At 71.1% G+C, this 18958-nt stretch carries 16 protein-coding genes; 11 read left to right on the top strand and 5 right to left on the bottom strand.

The genetic code is table 11. The features are described from left to right. Window positions 1-7: 7 nt before the first annotated feature. Window positions 8-1606 carry an acyl-CoA carboxylase subunit beta gene (locus AB0H21_RS33315; protein WP_358524773.1) on the bottom strand — a complete coding sequence of 533 codons (1599 nt, stop codon included), beginning with the start codon at window positions 1604-1606 and terminating at the stop codon, window positions 8-10. 280 nt (window positions 1607-1886) lie between these two features. Here AB0H21_RS33315 and AB0H21_RS33310 point away from each other — a divergent pair, with 280 nt between their 5' ends. Next, window positions 1887-4694 carry a phosphoenolpyruvate carboxylase gene (locus AB0H21_RS33310; protein ID WP_358524771.1) on the top strand — a complete coding sequence of 936 codons (2808 nt, stop codon included), beginning with the start codon at window positions 1887-1889 and terminating at the stop codon, window positions 4692-4694. A 119-nt stretch (window positions 4695-4813) separates the two neighbouring features. Here the strand turns inward: AB0H21_RS33310 and AB0H21_RS33305 are convergent, their stop codons facing one another. Next, window positions 4814-5857 (bottom strand): formate dehydrogenase accessory sulfurtransferase FdhD, encoded by a 1044-nt coding sequence (locus AB0H21_RS33305; RefSeq protein WP_358524768.1) that lies wholly within the window; start codon window positions 5855-5857, stop codon window positions 4814-4816. Between the two features lie 129 nt (window positions 5858-5986). After that, window positions 5987-8194 carry an FdhF/YdeP family oxidoreductase gene (locus AB0H21_RS33300; protein ID WP_358524766.1) on the bottom strand — a complete coding sequence of 736 codons (2208 nt, stop codon included), beginning with the start codon at window positions 8192-8194 and terminating at the stop codon, window positions 5987-5989. Window positions 8195-8475: 281 nt separating this feature from the next. On the opposite strand from AB0H21_RS33300, the gene AB0H21_RS33295 reads away from it, so the two are divergent. The 8 genes from AB0H21_RS33295 (at window position 8476) to AB0H21_RS33260 (ending at window position 14774) form a co-directional block, all read left to right on the top strand. Beyond that, window positions 8476-9294, top strand: a complete 819-nt coding sequence (locus tag AB0H21_RS33295; protein ID WP_358524763.1) for a biotin--[acetyl-CoA-carboxylase] ligase — start codon at window positions 8476-8478, stop codon at window positions 9292-9294. A gap of 117 nt (window positions 9295-9411) precedes the next feature. After that, window positions 9412-9924 carry a PH domain-containing protein gene (locus tag AB0H21_RS33290; RefSeq protein ID WP_358524760.1) on the top strand — a complete coding sequence of 171 codons (513 nt, stop codon included), beginning with the start codon at window positions 9412-9414 and terminating at the stop codon, window positions 9922-9924. Between the two features lie 141 nt (window positions 9925-10065). Next, on the top strand, window positions 10066-11151 hold the full coding sequence (locus AB0H21_RS33285) for an S-(hydroxymethyl)mycothiol dehydrogenase (protein WP_358524757.1): 1086 nt from the start codon (window positions 10066-10068) through the stop codon (window positions 11149-11151). Further along, window positions 11148-11780, top strand: coding sequence for an MBL fold metallo-hydrolase (locus AB0H21_RS33280; RefSeq protein WP_358524754.1), 633 nt, complete (start codon window positions 11148-11150; stop codon window positions 11778-11780). Before AB0H21_RS33285 ends, AB0H21_RS33280 begins: the two co-directional genes overlap by 4 nt. Window positions 11781-11911: 131 nt before the next feature. Further along, entirely contained in the window at window positions 11912-12091 is a 180-nt protein-coding gene (locus AB0H21_RS33275) for a (2Fe-2S)-binding protein (protein WP_114031390.1), read from the top strand. A gap of 15 nt (window positions 12092-12106) precedes the next feature. Further along, window positions 12107-12598, top strand: coding sequence for a bacterioferritin (bfr, locus tag AB0H21_RS33270; protein ID WP_358524752.1), 492 nt, complete (start codon window positions 12107-12109; stop codon window positions 12596-12598). A 224-nt stretch (window positions 12599-12822) separates the two neighbouring features. Next, the gene (locus AB0H21_RS33265) at window positions 12823-13491 is read left to right on the top strand and encodes a response regulator transcription factor (protein ID WP_030451323.1); all 669 of its coding nucleotides are present in this window, start codon (window positions 12823-12825) and stop codon (window positions 13489-13491) included. 11 nt (window positions 13492-13502) lie between these two features. Continuing rightward, window positions 13503-14774: an ATP-binding protein gene (locus AB0H21_RS33260; RefSeq protein WP_358524747.1), complete on the top strand. Its 1272-nt coding sequence runs from the start codon at window positions 13503-13505 to the stop codon at window positions 14772-14774. A gap of 32 nt (window positions 14775-14806) precedes the next feature. Here AB0H21_RS33260 and AB0H21_RS33255 read toward each other — a convergent pair whose 3' ends face one another. After that, on the bottom strand, window positions 14807-15400 hold the full coding sequence (locus AB0H21_RS33255; protein ID WP_358524745.1) for a GtrA family protein: 594 nt from the start codon (window positions 15398-15400) through the stop codon (window positions 14807-14809). Window positions 15401-15684: 284 nt separating this feature from the next. On the opposite strand from AB0H21_RS33255, the gene AB0H21_RS33250 reads away from it, so the two are divergent. Beyond that, window positions 15685-16830, top strand: coding sequence for a 5-(carboxyamino)imidazole ribonucleotide synthase (locus tag AB0H21_RS33250; protein ID WP_358524978.1), 1146 nt, complete (start codon window positions 15685-15687; stop codon window positions 16828-16830). Then, window positions 16830-17378, top strand: coding sequence for a 5-(carboxyamino)imidazole ribonucleotide mutase (purE, locus tag AB0H21_RS33245; protein ID WP_358524742.1), 549 nt, complete (start codon window positions 16830-16832; stop codon window positions 17376-17378). Before AB0H21_RS33250 ends, purE begins: the two co-directional genes overlap by 1 nt. Before the next feature lie 143 nt (window positions 17379-17521). On the opposite strand, the gene AB0H21_RS33240 is transcribed toward purE, so the two are convergent. Then, a complete protein-coding gene (locus AB0H21_RS33240) occupies window positions 17522-18841 on the bottom strand; it encodes a UDP-glucose/GDP-mannose dehydrogenase family protein (RefSeq protein ID WP_358524740.1) in 1320 nt (439 codons plus the stop codon). Between the last annotated feature and the right edge of the window lie 117 nt (window positions 18842-18958).

Below are 18958 nucleotides of genomic sequence, written 5' to 3'. Positions count from 1 at the left end.
CTTCCTCCTACAGCGGGATGTTGCCGTGCTTCTTCGGCGGCAGGGTCGCCCGCTTGTTGCGCAGCGCGCGCAGCGCCCGGACGATCTTGATCCGGGTGTCCGACGGGCGGATCACCGCGTCGACGTACCCTCGCTCGGCCGCCAGGTAGGGGTTGGCGAGCGTGTCCTCGTAGTCGGCGATCAGGCGCGCGCGCTCCTTCTCCGGCTCCTCGGCCGTCGCCAGCTCGCGGCGGTACAGGATGTTCACCGCGCCCTGCGCGCCCATCACGGCGATCTGCGCCGTCGGCCACGCCAGGTTGATGTCGGCGCCGAGGTGCTTGGACCCCATGACGTCGTACGCCCCGCCGTACGCCTTGCGGGTGATGACGGTGACCAGCGGAACGGTCGCCTCGGCGTAGGCGTACAGCAGCTTGGCCCCGCGCCGGATGATTCCGTTCCACTCCTGGTCGGTGCCCGGGAGGAAGCCGGGCACGTCCACGAATGTCAGGACGGGGATGTTGAAGGCATCGCAGGTGCGGACGAACCGCGCGGCCTTCTCGGAGGCGGCGATGTCGAGCGTCCCGGCGAAGCTCATCGGCTGGTTGGCGACGACCCCGACCGGCCGCCCCTCGACCCGCCCGAACCCGACCACGATGTTCGGCGCGAACCCGGCGTGGATCTCCAGGAACTCGCCGTCGTCCAGGACGTGCTCGATCACCTGGTGCATGTCGTACGGCTGGTTGGCCGAGTCGGGGATCAGCACGTCCAGCTCGCGGTCGGCGTCGGTGACCGTCAGCTCGGCCGGGCTGTCGAAGGCCGGCGCCTCGTCCATGTTGTTGGACGGCAGGTACGACAGCAGCGCCCGGGCGAACTCCAGGCAGTCGGCCTCGTCCACGGCCTCGTAGTGCGCGACGCCCGACTTGGAGTTGTGGGTGTGCGCGCCGCCGAGCTCCTCGAACGTGACCTCCTCGCCGGTCACCGTCTTGATCACGTCCGGCCCGGTGATGAACATGTGGGACTTCTCGCGCACCATCAGCACGAAGTCCGTGAGCGCGGGCGAGTACACCGCGCCTCCCGCGCAAGGCCCCATGATCAGCGAGATCTGCGGGATCACGCCCGAGGCGTGCACGTTGCGCTTGAAGATCTCGGCGTAGAGCCCGAGCGAGACGACGCCCTCCTGGATGCGGGCGCCGCCGGAGTCGTTGATGCCGACCACCGGGCAGCCCGTCTTCAGGGCGTGGTCCATGACCTTGACGATCTTCTCGCCGAAGACCTCGCCGAGCGAGCCGCCGAAGACGGTGAAGTCCTGCGCGAACACCGCCACCGGGCGGCCGGACACCGTGCCGTAGCCGGTCACCACGCCGTCGCCGTACGGGCGCTCGCGCTCCAGGCCGAAATTGGACGACCGGTGGCGGGCCAGCTCGTCGAACTCGACGAACGACCCCTCGTCCAGGAAGTCGACCAGCCGCTCGCGGGCGGTCATCTTCCCCTTGGCGTGCTGCTTCTCGACCGCACGCGCGGACCCGGCGTGCGCGGCCTCGTCGAGGCGCCGCTCAAGGTCGGCGATCTTGCCCGCGGTGGTGTGCGGGTCGACGCCCTCGACGTGTGACACGGGCTCAGCGCTCATGCCCGTAGGGTAGTCCTCCCGCGAACGACGCCGTCACACCGAGTCGCCGGTCGGCCCACCGATCGGAAATCTAGGGCGCGGACCCCTGGCTTCAGCCATGGGGTAAGCCCTTCTTTCGACGCCGCCGTCTCCCGGCCCGCCTGAGGCACCCTGTCCGAGGCCCTGTTAGATGCCCTGTCAGATGCCCTGTCCGAGGTTCCCGACAGGCCGTCGCATTGGTCTAGTCCATTAGGTGAGACCGGTATCCAGCTCCGGCCGACGCTTGGATACCCTTCCTGCTATGGCCGCCATCGCTTCGCAGCAGGCAGACCGTTCCTTCACCGAACGGCACAGCGCCGTTTCCGAGATGCCAGACGAGCTGCGCGCCGACGTGCGCATGCTCGGTGAGTCGTTGGGTCGCGTGATCGCCGAGGACGGCGGGCCCGACCTGTTGTCCGACGTCGAACGCCTCCGCAAGGCCGTGATCGCCGCCCGCAGGCGCGAGATCTCCGTCGACGAGGTGGCCGCAATGGTCGCCGAGTGGCCGATCGAGCGCAGCGTGCAGATCGCCCGTGCCTTCACCTGCTACTTCCACCTGGTCAACCTCGCCGAAGAGCACTACAGGATCCGCATCCTGAGGTCCCGGGACACCGGCGAGGCGGCCCTGCCCGACTCGCTGGCCCAGGCCGTCGCCGAGCTCAAGCACGACCTCGGCGAGGACGAGCTGACGCGGCTCATCGCCGACCTGGAGTTCCGGCCGGTGCTGACCGCCCACCCGACCGAGGCCCGCCGCCGCGCGATCGCCACGGCCATCCAGCGGGTCAGCGCCCAACTCGCCGAGTACAACGCGCCCGAGCGCGGCGCCCAGGAGCGGCAGGAGGCCCACCGCCGCCTCCTGGAGGAGATCGACCTCCTCTGGCGCACGGCCCAGCTCCGGCACACCAAGCTCGACCCGCTCGACGAGGTCCGCACCGCGATGGCGGCCTTCGACGAGACGCTCTTCCGCACCGTCCCGCGCGTCTACCGGTCCCTGGACGCCGCGCTCGCCGAGGGCACCGGCACCCGCGAGCCGAAGGCCAAGGCGTACATCCGCTACGGAAGCTGGATCGGCGGCGACCGCGACGGCAACCCCAACGTCACCGCCCGCGTCACCCGCGAGGCCGTGCTGATCCAGGCCGACCACGTCCTGACGGCCCTGGAGAACGCCGCCACCCGCATCGGGCGCACGCTCACCGTCTCGGCCACCTTCGGCGGCCCGAGCAAGGACCTCGCCGACGCGATCGCCCTGGCCGTCGACGACCACCCCGAGCTGGTCTCCGAGCTGGCCACCCGCGCGCCCCGCGAGCCGCACCGGCAGTGGATGCTGTTCGTGGCCGCCCGCATCGCCGCCACCCGCCGCCGCGACCTCGACCTCGCCTACCGCTCGCCGGACGAGCTGCTGCGCGACCTGCGTACCTGCCAGGCGTCCCTGGTCGCCGGCGGGGCCGTCCGGCAGGCGTACGGCGAGATCCAGCAGCTCATCTGGCAGGTCGAGACCTTCGGGTTCCACCTCGCCGAGCTGGAGGTCCGCCAGCACTCCCAGGTCCACGCCACGGCCCTGGAGGAGCTGCGGGAGGGCAAGACCTCGGAGCGCACCGAGGAGGTCCTGGCGACCATCCGCATGATCGCCTGGATCCAGGAGCGCTTCGGCGTCCGCGCCTGCCACCGGTACGTCGTGTCCTTCACCCGCTCGGCCGACGACGTCGCCGCCGTGTACGAGCTGGCCGAGCACGCCCTCGGCGCCCGCGCGCCCGTCCTGGACGTCGTGCCGCTCTTCGAGTCCGGGGAGGACCTCGCCAACTCGGCGGACGTCCTCAGCGGCATGCTGCGCATCCCCGCCGTCCAGCGGCGCCTGGAGCAGGCCGGCCGGCGCCTGGAGGTCATGCTCGGGTACTCCGACTCGGCCAAGGAGCTCGGCCCCGCCGCCGCCACCCTCAAGCTGTACGACGCGCAAGCCGAGCTGGCGTCCTGGGCGCTCACCAACGACATCCGGCTGACGCTCTTCCATGGCCGCGGCGGCGCGCTCGGCCGGGGCGGCGGGCCCGCCAACCGGGCCGTGCTCGCCCAGGCCCCCGGGTCGGTGTCCGGCCGGTTCAAGGTCACCGAGCAGGGCGAGGTCATCTTCGCCCGGTACGGCCACCCGGCCATCGCCCTGCGCCACATCGAGCAGGTCACCAACGCGGTGCTGCTCGCCTCCACCCCCTCGGTGGAGTCCCGCACGGCCGACGCCGCCGCGCGCTACCGCCTGCTGGCCGAGCGGGTCGCCTCCGCCTCCGAGCGCGCCTACCGCTCGCTCACCGAGGCGCCCGGCTTCCCCGAGTGGTTCGGCCTGGTCAGCCCGCTTGAGGAGATCGGCTCCCTGCGCCTCGGCTCCCGCCCGGCCCGCCGTGGGCTCGGCGCGCCCAAGTCCCTGGACGACCTGCGGGCGATCCCGTGGGTGTTCGCGTGGGCGCAGACCCGCGTCAACCTCCCCGGCTGGTACGGCCTCGGCAGCGGCCTCCTCGCCGCCACCCGCACCGCCGAGGACACCGCGCCGAGCGCCCCCGCCACGACGGCCGCCGTCCCACCGGAGAACGGGCGCGCGGAGCCGACGACCGAGATCGGGCGGGCAGAGTCGACAGCTGAGAACGGGCGGGCGGGGTCGCCGGTCGAGATCGGGCCGGGGCTGGAGGAGCTGCGCCGGGCCTACCGCGAGTGGCCGCTGTTCGCCTCGCTGCTGGACAACGCCGAGATGTCCCTGGCCAAGACCGACCGCCAGATCGCCGCCCGCTACCTCGCCCTCGGCGGACGCCAGGACTTCGCCGACCAGGTCCTCGCCGAGTACGACCTGACCCGCGAGCTGGTCCTCGCGGTGACGGGCCACTCCCGCCTGCTGGAAAGCCGGCGCGTCCTGTCCCGCGCCGTCCAGCTCCGCGACCCGTACGTCGACGCGCTCTCACACCTGCAACTGCGAGCCCTCTCGGCCCTCCGCGCCGCCTCCGACCTCAGCGGAGACGAACGCGAACGCCTCGAAACCCTCCTGCTCCTCAGCGTCAACGGCGTGGCCGCCGGCCTCCAGAACACCGGCTGACCACCCACCCCGAGGCACCCGGCACACCAGGCCCGGGTGCCTCTGGCGTTTCAGATCCTGATGGTGACGATGAAAAGCCCCGCCAGTCCCGGAGGACGGCGGGGAGCAATGGCCCCACGCTAGCGAAGAGATCTTGTCGCTGGGCCGGTTCCGTCGAGGTTCTTGTGTGTGGAGTCGGCTGTCGGGAGGGTGATGCGGTCGGGGCCCGAGTAGATGTTGAAGCGTTCGTCTCTGAGGAAGCCGACCAAGGTCATGTTGAACTCTCGGGCCAGGTTCACGGCGAGGGACGAGGGGGCCGAGACGCCGCAGACCATGGGGAGGCCCGCTGCCAGGGCTTTTTGCATGATCTCGTAGCTGGTTCTGCCGCTCACCAGGAGGAGGCAGGACGTCAGGGGGAGGCGGCCGGACAGGAGGGCCCAGCCGACGAGTTTGTCGACGGCGTTGTGGCGGCCGACGTCCTCGCGCAGGGCGAGCAGGGTGCCGTTGGCGGTGAAGAGGCCCGCCGCGTGGAGGCCGCCGGTCTTGCCGAAGATGCCCTGGGCCTTTCTGAGGTGCCGCGGGAGGCCGTACAGGGTCTCGGCGGGGACCGGGCCGAACGGCGGGGCGGCAGGGGCGAATCCGGCACTTCCGGAGGGGTTGGCGGGGCTCCCGGGCGTGCGGGCGGTGGAGGCGTCGGGGGCGGAGGGGCCGGTGGTGCTGGAAGGGCCGGTGGTGGGTGCAGGGGTGTGGCGGGTGTGGAGGGCTTCGAGACTGGCGGTGCCGCAGACGCCGCAGGCGCTCGATGTCATGAAATGTCGGTGCATGGTGGGTAGGTCGGGCAGGGCCGGGCCGTGCAGACGTACGGTCACCGTGTTGTAGCGGGCCTCGGGCGGCAGGTCCTCGTCGGTGCAGTACGCGATCGAGGCGATGTCGCCCGGCCCCGCGATGCCCTCGCCGGAGAGGAAGCCGGCGGCGAGCTCGAAGTCGGCGCCGGGGGTGCGCATGGTGACGGCGAGGGTACGGGTCTCGCCGCCGGCCGTGATGCGGATCTCCAGGGGCTCCTCGGTGGCCAGGTCGTCGCGGCGGTCGCGTACGGACGTGCCCGAGACCTCCCGGACCCGGGCCCGCGTCGTCGGCCCGGGACGCGCGGACCTCGCGGCGAGGTCGGCGTCGATGCTGGTCATGGCATGCTCCTTACCCGCGCCGCTGGCCGTCATGGGTGAGCTGGAGGTCGGCGGTGGTTCCGCGAAGTCCGTACCCAAGCCGGGGCCCGGCGGAGCCCGTGCCCGTGTCGAAGATCGTCATGGCGGGGGTCACAGGGCGCGGAGGGTGACGGTGGCGTTGTAGTCGGGGATGCGGGCGTCGGGGGAGCGGCGGTGCGGGTCGAGCAGGACGTTGCCCTCGGGCCAGTGGATCTGCAGGTTGCCCGGGGTGAGCGGCGCGCGCAGCACGCGCCCGGTGAACCGCCCGGCGGCCCCGGTCAGCTCGACCTCGGCGCCGTCGGCCAGCCCCAGGCGGTCGGCGTCGTACGGGCTCATCAGCACGGCCTCGCGGGTCGCGCCGTTGAAGCCGTCCCGCCGCTCGTGGACCATGCTGTTGAACTGCTTGCCTCGCCGGGTGGCGACCATGAACGCGCCGCCGGGCCGTTCGAGCGTGGGCACGGGGACGGCGGAGAAGTGGCCGAGGCCGTCCGAGGTGGGGAAACGCCCGCCAGGGCACAGGTGCCGCCCGCCGTACTGCACGTTGTCGCCGAACTTCGTGAGCCCGGCGATTCCCGTGTAGAACGGCACGGCGGCCTCGATGTCCCGCCGGATCTCCGCGGTGCCTCCCGGGTAGCGCACCCGGCCGGCCAGCTCCGGGCGGGCGCGCGCGGCCAGCTCGGTGAAGATCTTCCACTCCGGCCACGCCTCGCCGACGCGCGGCCCGGCGACCTCGGGGGAGAAGATGACGCGGCGCTCGGTCGAGGTCTCGGTGACGCCGCCCTCCATCTCGTACCGCGTCTGCGCGGGCAGCAGCAGCACGTCGCCCTCGGACTCGACCAGCATCTGGCTGGACAGGACGATGTCGACGTGGACGCGCAGCGGCAGGCGGGACAGCGCCTCGCGGCAGTACGCGGGGTCGGGCAGCACCTCCAGGAAATTGCCGCCGGAGGAGATCAGCACGTCCAGCTCCCGCGCGTGCGCGGCGTCGATCATGTCGGTGGCGGTCAGGCCCGGCGCGACGGGCACCTCGAAGCCCCACTTCTCACCGAACATCTCGGCGTTCTCCGGGGTGACGGGCAGCCCGCCGGGCAGGCCGGTCGCGTACGCGCCCATCTCGGCGCCGCCCTGGACGCCGCTGTGCCCGCGGATCGGCATGAGCCCGCAGTTGTCGCGCCCGACGAAGCCGCGGGCCAGCGCGAGGTTGACGATCGAGCGGACGTTGTCCTCGCCGTAGGTGTGCTGGGTGATGCCCATCGACCAGACCAGCACGGCCGACTTCGCCCGGCCCAGCAGGGCGGCCAGCTCGTGCATCTGCTCGCGGGTGGCGCCGCTCAGCGCCTCCAGCTCCTCCCACGACTGCGCGGCCACCGCCGCCCGCGCCTCCTCGAAACCGGCGGTGTGGTCGTCGATGAACGCCTTGTCCAGCCAGTCGTTCTCGATCAGGTGCTTGAGCACGCCGTTGAGGAAGCCGATGTCGCCGCCGACGTTCACCCCGAAGAAGTGGTCGGTGATCTTCGTGCCGAACATCGCGGACTCGGCGTTGGACGGCACCCAGTAGCGCTCCATGCCCGGCTCGCGGTAGGCGTTGACCATCGCGACGCGGGTGCCCGCCTTCTTGGCGTGGTAGAGGTACTTCATCGCGACCGGCTGGTTGTTGGACGGGTTGGACCCGATGAAGACGATCAGGTCGGAGCCGATCCAGTCGGTGTAGGAGCAGGTGGTCGCCGCGGCGCCGATGGTCTGCTTGAGCGCGACCGTGGAGGGCGAGTGGCAGATGCGCGCCGCGTTGTCGATCGAGTTGGTGCCGAGCGCCCGCACGGCCTTCTGCGCGGCGAAGTAGTTCTCGTTCGGCATGCCCCGGCTGGTGAGGTACACGCCGAGCCGGTGGCCGCGCACCTGGGACGCGGCGAGCTCCAGCGCGTCGTCCCAGCTCACGCGGGTGAACCCGGGCTCGCCCCTGCGCCGCAGCATCGGGTACGGCAGGCGGCCGAGGTCGCGCAGCGCCGCGCTGCGCATCCCGGCGAGGGGGGCGACGTCCGCGAGCAGCGAGGTGTCCAGCGCGGGCATGGTGTTCAGCTTGAGCAGGCGCAGCCGGATGTTGCACAGGTGGATCTCGTCCATCGTCCAGTCGCGCATGCCGCGCGTGCCGAGCGCACAGCCGTCGCAGGTGCCCTGGGTCAGTACGCGCCACGCGTAGCGCCGGTTGCCCTTGACCGATCGGAACGCCTTCCACAGTTCGAGGTAGTTGTTGGGTTTGCGCTCGCCGATGCCGAAGGGCTTCCAGCTCGCCCAGTTCCGAGGGTCAAGACGCTTGCTCACCGGGGGTCCACCGTTTCTCGCTTGTTCCTAGCCTGTTCCTGGCCGTTCCGAGCCGTTGCCGCCGTCTCCGGCCGTTCCGCGCGCCCGCCGCGGTCGTGCGGGCGACGTACCCATAGCATCACCCCTCCTCCCTGTTTGACCACCGGCGGCCCCGCGCGCCCGGCCGGAGGTCAGGTAAGGGGAGGACAAAATTTCGCGGGCATGGCGGGCATAAGGGAGTCTTCGCCGGTCCGCACCCCCCGAGTGGCACATCACCGCGGCGGAGGGAGGAGGATGGAGCCGTGCTTGACTCGCCGTACACCGATCTCGACCGGCCGCCGCTCTCGCAGGAGGCGCTGACCCGGGCGCTCGTCCGGCCGGACGGCCTGTGGTCCCGCCTCAGCGTCGTCGAACGCACCGGCTCCACCAACGCCGACCTGGCGCAGGCCGCCCGCGAGGGCGCGCGCGAGGGTGCCGTGCTGATCGCCGAGCTCCAGCTGGCCGGGCGCGGCCGCCTCGGCCGGGTGTGGACGGCGCCCGCGCGGTCGGGGCTGACGTTCTCCGTCCTGCTGCGGCCGCCGGTCCCCGTGGTCCGGCAGGGCTGGGTGACGCTGCTGGTGGCGCTGGCCGCCGCCTCGGCGGTCCGCCGTGTCGCGGGCGTGGACGTCCGGCTGAAGTGGCCGAACGACCTGCTGGCCGGCGAGCGCAAGCTGGCCGGGGTGCTGGCCGAGCGGGTCGACAGCGCGGTGATCGTCGGCATGGGGCTGAACGTGTCGGTGCGCGCCGAGGAGCTGCCGGTGTCCACCGCCACCTCCCTGGCCCTGGAGGACGCCGAGTGCGCCGACCGTGACCCGCTGATCCGCGCGGTGCTGCGCGAGATCGAGACGCACTACCGCCAGTGGGTGGCCGCCGGGGGCGACCCGGACGCCAGCGGGCTGCGGGCCGCCTACGTCGCGATGAGCGCCACGATCGGCCGGGACGTCCGGGTGGAGCTGCCGGGCGAGCGCATCCTGGAGGGCCGGGCCACCGGCGTGGACGGGTCGGGCCATCTGCTCGTCACGTCCGGCGGGGTGGAGCGGGCGGTCAGCGTGGGCGACGTCGTCCACGTCCGCGCGACGTGACCCTCGCGGGCGCGCGGGTCAAGATCGGGCCAAGGGAGCACCCGTGTCGTCCGGGTATCGGCATGGCGCCGCGCATGGGGCAGACGCAGGGCTGATCGCCGTGCCACGATTTGCCCCATGGGTCTCCCTGAACATCATCTGACGACCGGGGAGCGGGTCGTCCACTCGTTCCACCCGCACTGGAAGCGGCTGGTCGTGCCGTTCATCGCGCTGGTCTTCGTCATCGCCGTCTCCAGCGTGGCGTTCATCTACATTCCCACGGACTACGAGTACGTCCGTTACGCGTGGATCGCGGTCGCCGTGGTCTCCGTGGTCGCGCTGATCCTTTGGTCGTTCATCCCGTATCTGCGCTGGAAGACCACGTCGTACACGCTCACCACCCACCGCTTCAACATCAGCACGGGCATCCTGAACAAGTCCGACGACGACATCCCGCTGGCGAAGGTCAACAGCGTCAGCTCCGACCAGACGTTCGTCGAGCGCATGCTCGGGTGCGGCACCCTGGTGGTGGAGTCGGCGTCCGACAAGGGCGAGATCACGCTCAGGGACATCCCGAGGATCCAGACGGTGCGGGCGGAGCTGTTCCGGCTCGTCGAGGACGCCTCGGACGGCGAGATCGACGGCCGGTAGGGGATCATCGGCGCCGCGGGACTTGACGGGCGGCCGGTCATCGACAACGGTCGTCAGGGTCGTGAGCGCCGTCGACGCCTCCACCAGGGCGCACATTGGTCGACACGCGCGGAACAGCGATGAATATGGAATGGAGTCAGCATGCCGTACGAAGTGCAGGGCGTGATCGCCGCAGGTAAGGGTGAGCCGGTGTCGGTGCGGACGGTCGTCGTCCCGGACCCGGGGCCGGGCGAGGCCGTGGTGAACGTCCAGGCGTGCGGGGTGTGTCACACCGACCTGCACTACCGCGAGGGCGGGATCAACGACGAGTTTCCCTTCCTGCTCGGGCACGAGGCCGCGGGCGTGGTCGAGGCGGTCGGGCCGGGCGTGACCGGCGTGGCCCCCGGCGACTATGTGATCCTCAACTGGCGGGCCGTGTGCGGCGACTGCCGGGCATGCCTGCGCGGCCGTCCGTGGTACTGCTTCAACACGCACAACGCCACCCAGAAGATGACCCTGGAGGACGGCACCCCGCTCAGCCCGGCGCTCGGCATCGGCGCGTTCGCCGAGAAGACGCTGGTCGCCGCCGGGCAGTGCACCAAGGTCGACCCGGCCGCGCGGCCGGCGGTGGCGGGCCTGCTCGGCTGCGGCGTGATGGCCGGGCTCGGCGCGGCGCTGAACACCGGCAACGTCGGCCGCGGCGACTCGGTCGCGGTCATCGGCTGCGGCGGGGTGGGCGACGCCGCGATCCTCGGCGCGTCGCTGGCCGGTGCCGCGAAGATCATCGCGGTGGACGTCGACGACCGCAAGCTGGACTGGGCTGGACAGTTCGGCGCGACGCACACGATCAACTCCAGGACCGCCGACCCGGTCGAGGCGATCCGTGAGCTGACCGGCGGCCACGGCGCCGACGTCGTGATCGACGCGGTCGGGCGCCCGGAGACCTACCGGCAGGCGTTCTACGCCCGCGACCTGGCCGGCACGGTCGTGCTGGTCGGCGTGCCGACGCCGGACATGACGCTGGAGCTGCCGCTGCTGGACGTCTTCGGCCGCGGCGGCTCGCTGAAGTCCTCCTGGTACGGCGACTGCCTGCCGAGCCGCGACTTCCCCATGCTGATCGACCTCTACCTGCAGGGCCGGCTGAACCTCGACGGGTTCGTCTCCGAGACCATCGAGCTGGGCCAGGTCGAGGAGGCGTTCGGCAAGATGCACCGCGGTGAGGTCCTGCGTTCGGTGGTGGTCCTGTGAGCGGCACGGCGGGCATCGGCCGTCTGATCACGTCCGGGACGTTCACGCTGGACGGCGGCACGTGGGACGTCGACAACAACGTCTGGCTGGTCGGCGACGAGCGCGAGGTGGTGGTGATCGACGCAGCCCACGACGCCGCGGCGATCACGGCGGCGGTGGGCGACCGGCGGCTGAAGGCGATCGTCTGCACGCACGCCCACAACGACCACGTCAACGCGGCCGAGGAGCTGGCCGACGCCACGGGCGCGCCGATCCTGCTCCACCCGGACGACGAGGTGCTGTGGCGCATGGTGTACGCCGACCGCGGGTTCGACCCGCTGCGGGACGGGCAGGTCATCGAGGTCGCGGGGACCGGCCTGCGCGTGCTGCACACGCCGGGTCACGCGCCCGGGGCGGTCTGCCTGTACGCGCCGGACCTCGGCACCGTCTTCAGCGGCGACACGCTGTTCTCGGGCGGGCCGGGCGCGACCGGCCGGTCGTACTCCTCGTTCGACACCATCATCGGCTCGATCAGGGATCGGTTGCTCGTCCTGCCGCCGGAGACGGTGGTACGCACCGGCCACGGCGACGAGACCAGCATCGGGGCTGAGGCCCCTGACCTGGAGAAATGGATCGCCCGGGGTCACTGACCCCGGCTCACGGGCACGCCCGCGCCCCCCAATAGGGGGTAAGTGTGGAGGAACTCACATAGGCAAGCCTTACCTTGGTCCGCTAAGGTGAGGCTTACTTTTTCCCCCATTCCCCGAAGGGCGTTTTCAGCATGTACGTGTGCATCTGCGAGGCTGTGACGGAGAACGAGGTTCACGCCTGTATCGCCGCAGGTGCGAGGACGGCACGCCAAGTACGCGACATCACGGGCGCGGGCAAGGACTGCGCGACATGTGTCCGCAAGATCTGTGCGATTCTGAACCGATCTACGGAGCTTGTCGCAACCGCGTGAAATGAGGGTCTGCCCATGCAGGGGGACAAGGACATCATCGCTCTGCTGAACGAGCAGCTCACATCCGAGCTGACCGCTATAAACCAGTACTTCCTGCACGCCAAGATGCAGGAGCACTGGGGCTACACCAAGCTCGCCGCGTACACGCGCGCCGAGTCGATCGACGAGATGCGGCACGCCGAGACGCTCACCGACCGGATCCTCTTCCTCGAAGGGCTTCCCAACTACCAGAAGCTCGGCACGCTGCACATCGGCCAGACCGTCAAGGAACAGCTGGAGTCAGATCTTCAGCTCGAACTCGGTGTGGTGGCCCGCCTGCGCCCGGGGATCGCCCTGATGCGCGAGCGGGGGGACATCACCTCGGCCCGCATCTTCGAGGACATCCTCCAGGACGAGGAGCACCACATCGACTACCTGGAGACCGAGCTGCAGTTGCTGAGCACGCTCGGTGAGGGCCTGTACCTCCAGCGCTTCCTCGGGGTCCCCGGAGGCGAGAGCTCCGACTGACCCGCGCGGGTTCGCCCGCGGCCGGAGAGCCGTCTCGTGATTCGTCCCACCGGCGTGTCGAAGCCGTTGCGGAGGGTACGCATGGTGCAGCGGATGTGTGAGGGCACTGCGGGCGAGCTCATCCGGGTTTCGCCGTGTTTGCCCAGGTCAATTGGTGGGTCAACGACGAGTCAAACCGCGCGCTGTACCCGGGAAACGATCGCCTAAGGTCCTACGATCGCTTTATGACCTGCGTACTTCTCGCCGAGGATGACACCTCGATCTCCGAGCCCCTGGCGCGCGCGCTGCGCCGTGAGGGCTACCAGGTGGAGGTGAGCCCTGACGGCCCGCAGGCCCTGGAGAGGGCTCTGTCCGGGGGCGTCGACCTCATAGTGCTCGACCTCGGCCTACCGGAAATGGACGGGCTGGAGGTCGCCCGTCGAATTCGCGCTGAAGGGCACGGCACGCCCGTGCTCATCCTGACGGCTCGCGTGGACGAGGTCGACACAGTGGTCGGCCTCGACGCCGGGGCCGACGACTATGTCACCAAGCCCTTCCGGCTCGCCGAGCTGCTCGCCCGCGTGCGGGCGCTGCTGCGGCGCGGCACGTCCGAGACCCCCGTGGTCCAGGGCGTGCGCATCGACGCCGACTCGCGGCGTGCCTGGATGGGAGACAAGGAGCTGCATCTCACCACCAAGGAGTTCGACCTCCTGCGTGTGCTCGTCCGTGATGCCGGCAAGGTCGTCACGCGCGAGCAGATCATGCGCGAGGTCTGGGACACCAACTGGTGGGGTTCGACCAAGACACTCGACATGCACATCTCGTGGCTGCGCCGCAAGCTGGGGGACGACGCCGCCAAGCCGCGTTACATCACGACGGTTCGCGGGGTCGGTTTCCGATTCGAGCGCGAATAGCATCCAGCTAGATGCGCCGTAGGTTGCTGTCCTCGACCTTGGTGGTCGCGGCCATCGCGGTCTTGCTCCTGGGCGTCCCACTCGGGCTGGTGGTCACTCGTCTCATCGACGACGAGGCGGTCCAGCAGCTCCGGGCACAGGCGACGCTGCTGCTCAGCCAGGTGGAATACGCCCGTATCGAGGATCGCCCGATCGATCCCGAAGAGCTGCAGCGGCAGTATCCGAACAGATACGTCCAGATCTTCATCCGCAACAGCCCGACCGTCATCGTCGGTACGGAGCCGCCCCCCGATCGGCAGATGACCGAGGAGACCCACTCGGAGAGCGGGGTCTATGTCCGCATATCTAGGGACCGAGCCCAGGTAGAGCGGAACATCCGGGGATGGCTCATGCTCATCGTCGCCCTCGCCGGGTTGGCCCTCGCGGTCGCGGTGTCGCTCGCCGTCGTGCAGTCCCGCCGGCTGACCCTGCCGCTCCAGGATCTGGCGAGGATGGCGGAGCGGCTGGGCTCCGGCGAGGCCAGGCCGAGCCGGCACCGGTACGGCGTACCGGAGCTGGACGGGGTCGCCGAGGTGCTGGACCGCAGCGCCACCCGCCTCGCCGAGCTGCTGAGCCGCGAGCGGGAGTTCGCCACGGACGCCTCCCACCAGCTCCGCACCCCGCTCACCGGGCTCACCATGCGCCTGGAGGAGATCGTGGCCGCGGCCGGCCAGCCGGCGATCGTCCGCGAGGAGGGCGAGGCGGCCATCGTCCAGGCCGAGCGGCTCACGGCGGTGATCGACGAGCTGCTGGCCGCCGCCCGGCGGCAGCGCCATGCCCAGGCGGAGGCGATCAGCCTGGACGAGGTGCTGCGCCAGCAGATCACCGAGTGGGAGCCCGCGTTCCGCAGGTCCCGGCGCACGCTGCACCTGGACGGGGCCCGTGGCCTGCGCGCGCTGGTCAGCAAGGGCGGGCTGAGCCAGGTGGTCTCGACGCTGTTGGAGAACTCCCTGGAGCACGGCGACGGCCCGGTGACGATCACGACGGGCAACGGCGACAGATCGGTCGTGATCGAGGTCGCCGACCAGGGGCAGGGTATCCCCGAGCACCTGCGGGCCCGGGTGTTCGACCGCAACGTCAGCGGCGCCGGCGGGACCGGGCTGGGGCTGACGCTGGCGCGGGCGCTGACCGCATCCGACGGCGGGCGCCTGGAGCTGGTCCGGCCGCGACCGGCGGTGTTCGCCCTGTTCCTGCGCCCGGCCGACGAGAACGCGCGCCACCGCGTGGTGAGCGGGCCCGCGTGAGGGCCGCCGTCCGCGCTATGGGCGCGAGGTGTTCATGGGCGCGAGGTCGGCGCGCCGGAGCCCGGGCGGGGGGATTTGCCGTTGACGGTCTTCGCCGGGGCCGGGTCGAAGGCCTGGAACGTGACCCCGCCGGCGGTGGAGCGCGGGGGCTCGGCGGTCTCGGGAAGGCCGGTGTGCGGGTCGACCGGGGGCAGGCCGGGCGGGAGGAAGACCCACTTCTTGTACGACCAGAACCGGAACAGCGTGCCGAGGGCGGTGCCGATGATGATCGAGATGTTGTAGCTCAGTGGGTCGGTCATCGCCAGCATGTACTCGACGAAGCCGATGATCAGCAGCGAGATCAGCAGGCCGATGCCGTTGAGCACGAAGAACAGGAAGTACTCGCGCGCCAGGCCCGTCTGCTCGCGGTGCCGCCAGGTCCAGAACCGGTTGGCGAGATAGGCGAACGTGGCGGCCACGACGGTGGCGACGACCTTGGAGGTCAGCGGCCCGAGCTGGACGCCGTACCGCATGAGGTTGGTGCCGCCGAAGTCGACGACGAACGCGACGGCGCCGACCGCTCCGAACTTCGCGACCTCGTGCAACAACGAGGAGAACCGGTCATACAAGCGACGTATGAGCTGCACAACGGTCCTTCCTGGGGTCGAAAACCCCTTTAGGCTACCGGTGCCGAGGTAAGCCGCGGGCCGAGTCCGCAGACCTCTCATAAATACTGTTGTGTGAAATGTCCGGATTTTTACGGCTAGTAACCGGTGTGGTGCGCTATGCCGCGCCGCAGTCCGCAATGGTGTGCCCTGGAGCGGTGGCTCCCAGCGTGCCGCGTCGGTCGGCCGACATCACGGCCATCTGAGCGCGCTCGGTAGGGTTTGGGCTTGTGACCAGTGAAGCGACCAGCAGGGAAGTGGCTCCTATCGGCCCCGTCGTCGGCCCCGTCGTCGGCATGGTGGGGGCGGGCCAGCTCGCCCGGATGACCCAGCAGGCGGCCATCGCGCTCGGCGTCGAGCTGCGCGTCCTCGCCAACTCCTTCGACGAGAGCGCCGCCCGGGTGATCGCCGGGACGCGCCTTGGCGACTACCGCGACCTCGCCGTGCTCCAGGCCTTCGCCGAGGGCTGCGACGTGATCACCTTCGACCACGAGCATGTCCCGACCGGCCACCTCGAGGCACTGACGGCGCGTGGCGTGGCCGTGCGCCCGGGAGCCGAGGCGCTGGTGCACGCCCAGGACAAGGCGGTGATGCGCGAGCGCCTCACCGCGATCGGCGCGCCCTGCCCGGCGTGGGCCCGCGTGTCCACCGCCGAGGACGTCGAGGGCTTCGGCAAGGAGCACGGCTGGCCGGTCGTGCTCAAGGCCACGCGCGGCGGGTACGACGGCCGTGGCGTGTGGGTCTGCGCGTCGGCCGCCGACGCCGCCGGGGTGCTGGCCTCCGGCACCGCGCTCATCGCCGAGGCGTTCGTCCCGTTCGAGCGCGAGGTGGCCGTGCTGGTCGCCCGCTCGCCGCACGGCCAGGGCGTCAGCTACCCGGTCGTCGAGACCGTCCAGAAGGACGGCATCTGCGTCGAGGTCATCGCCCCCGCTCCGGGCCTGGACCCGGAAGACGCGGCCCACGCCCAGCACGTCGCCCTCAAGATCGCCAACGAGCTGGGGGTGACCGGGCTGCTGGCCGTCGAGATGTTCCAGCTTCCCGGCGGCAGGTTCGTGGTCAACGAGCTGGCCATGCGCCCGCACAACAGCGGCCACTGGACGATCGAGGGCGCCCGCACCTCGCAGTTCGAGCAGCACCTGCGCGCGGTGCTCGACCTGCCGCTCGGCTCGCCCGCCCCCGCCGCGCCCGTCGTGGTCATGGCCAACGTCCTCGGCGGGGCCGACCCCGACGTGTTCGCCCGCTACGAGCACGTCATGGCGCACGACCCCGGCGTGAAGATCCACTTCTACGGCAAGGAGGTCCGGCCGGGGCGCAAGATCGGGCACGTCACCGCGCTCGGCACCGACCTGGACGAGGTGCGCGCCCGCGCCCGCCACGCCGCCGTCCACCTCGCCACGGGAGAGTACGTCTGATGCCGGGCACACCCCAGGTCGGCCCCATGGTCGGCCCTTTGGTCGGCCCCGTGGTCGGCATCGTGATGGGCAGCGACTCCGACTGGCCCGTGATGCGGCTCGCCGCCGAGGCGCTCGCGGAGTTCGGCGTCCCCTTCGAGGCCGACGTCGTCTCGGCCCACCGCATGCCCCGCGAGATGATCGCCTACGGCGAGGAGGCCGCCGGGCGGGGCCTGCGCGTCATCATCGCCGGGGCCGGGGGAGCCGCCCACCTGCCCGGCATGCTGGCCTCGATGACCCCGCTCCCGGTGATCGGCGTGCCGGTCCCGCTGAAGTACCTCGACGGCATGGACTCGCTGCTGTCGATCGTCCAGATGCCCGCCGGGGTGCCGGTGGCCACGGTCGCGGTCGGCGGCGCGCGGAACGCGGGGCTGCTGGCCGTGCGCGTCCTGGCCGCCTCCGACGAGCGCCTGCGGGCGAAGATGGCCGCCTTCCAGGCGGACCTGCGGGACCAGGCCCACGCCAAGGGCGAGCGGCTGCGCGCCGAGGCCGCCGGCCTGGGCGGCTGACGGCCCGCCGAGGGCGATCCGGAAGCCGGGAGCCCGACGCCGAAGCCTCGGCCCTCGAAGTCGGCGTGTACCCGGCCTGACGGCCACGTGAAAGGGCCGCCCCCGGACGGGAGCGGCCCTGTGGCGTTCCTGGGGCGGCCCGGCTATGGGCGGCCGAGCGCGCGGTAGTGCCAGCCCGAGGCACGCCAGGTCTCGGCGTCCAGCGCGTTGCGGCCGTCCACGATCTTGCGGGCGGACACGACCGCGCCGAGCTCCTCGGGGTCGAGGTCGATGAACTCCTGCCACTCGGTCAGCAGCAGCACGACGTGCGCGCCCTTGGCCGCGTCCAGGGCCGAGGAGCCGAACCCGAGCGTGGGGTGGGCCTTGCGCGCGTTGACGAGCGCCACCGGGTCGTAGACGGTGACGTCGCCGCCCTGCTCGCGGATCTTCACGGCGACGTCGAGCGCCGGGGAGTCGCGGATGTCGTCCGAGTTGGGCTTGAACGCCGCCCCGAGCACCGCGACCGTGCAGCCCTGGAACGAGCCTCCGGCGAGCTCGCGCGCCAGGTCCACCATGCGGGCGCGGCGGCGCATGTTGATCGCGTCGACCTCGCGCAGGAAGGTGAGCGCCTGGTCGGCGCCCAGCTCGCCCGCGCGGGCCATGAACGCCCGGATGTCCTTGGGCAGGCAGCCGCCGCCGAAGCCGAGGCCCGGGTTGAGGAACCGGCCGCCGATGCGCTCGTCGAAGGACAGCGCCAGCGACAGGTCCTTGACGTCGGCGTGCGCGGCCTCGCAGACCTCGGCCATGGCGTTGATGAAGGAGATCTTGGTGGCCAGGAAGGCGTTGGCGGCGACCTTGACCAGCTCGGAGGTCGGGTAGTCGGTGATGATCAGCGGGGTGCCCTCCGCCAGCATGGGCTCGTAGACCTCCCGCATGACCTTCTCGGCCTTGTCGGAGACGACGCCGAGCACGATGCGGTCGGGGCGCATGGTGTCCTGGACGGCGAAGCCCTCGCGCAGGAACTCGGGGTTCCATACCAGCTCGACCAGCTCCCCGGCGGGGGCGAGGCGTACGAGCTTGTCGGCGAGGCGCTGGGCGGTGCCCACGGGTACGGTCGACTTGCCGACGACCACGCACTCGCGGGTGAGGTGCGGGGCGAGGGACTCGACCACCGCGTCGAGGTACGAGACGTCCGCCGCGTACTCGCCCTTCTTCTGCGGCGTGCCCACGCATATGAAGTGGACGTCGCCGAACTCGGCCGCCTCCTCGTAGGAGGTGGTGAAGCGGAGCCGTCCGGAGGCGAGGCCCTGCCGGAGGATGTCCTCCAGGCCCGGCTCGTGGATGGGGAGCTCACCCGCGGACAGGCTGGCGACCTTGCCCGGATCGACGTCCAGGCCGAGCACTTCGAACCCCAGAGCGGCCATGCACGCCGCGTGCGTGGCACCCAGGTATCCGGTCCCCAGGACCGTCAGGCGATAGGACACGAGCGTGCTCCCTCCATGTTCCTGTGTCGACCCCATCTTTACCGTTACGTTGCCGAGGCATGTTACCGGCCCCCCTGGCTCCCGCAACAGAACAAACCGGACATTTCACCAGGGTGC

The organism is Sphaerisporangium sp. NPDC051011, from assembly GCF_040653595.1.
Taxonomy (GTDB): domain Bacteria; phylum Actinomycetota; class Actinomycetes; order Streptosporangiales; family Streptosporangiaceae; genus Sphaerisporangium.
This window is presented reverse-complemented; position numbering and strand designations above follow the sequence as displayed.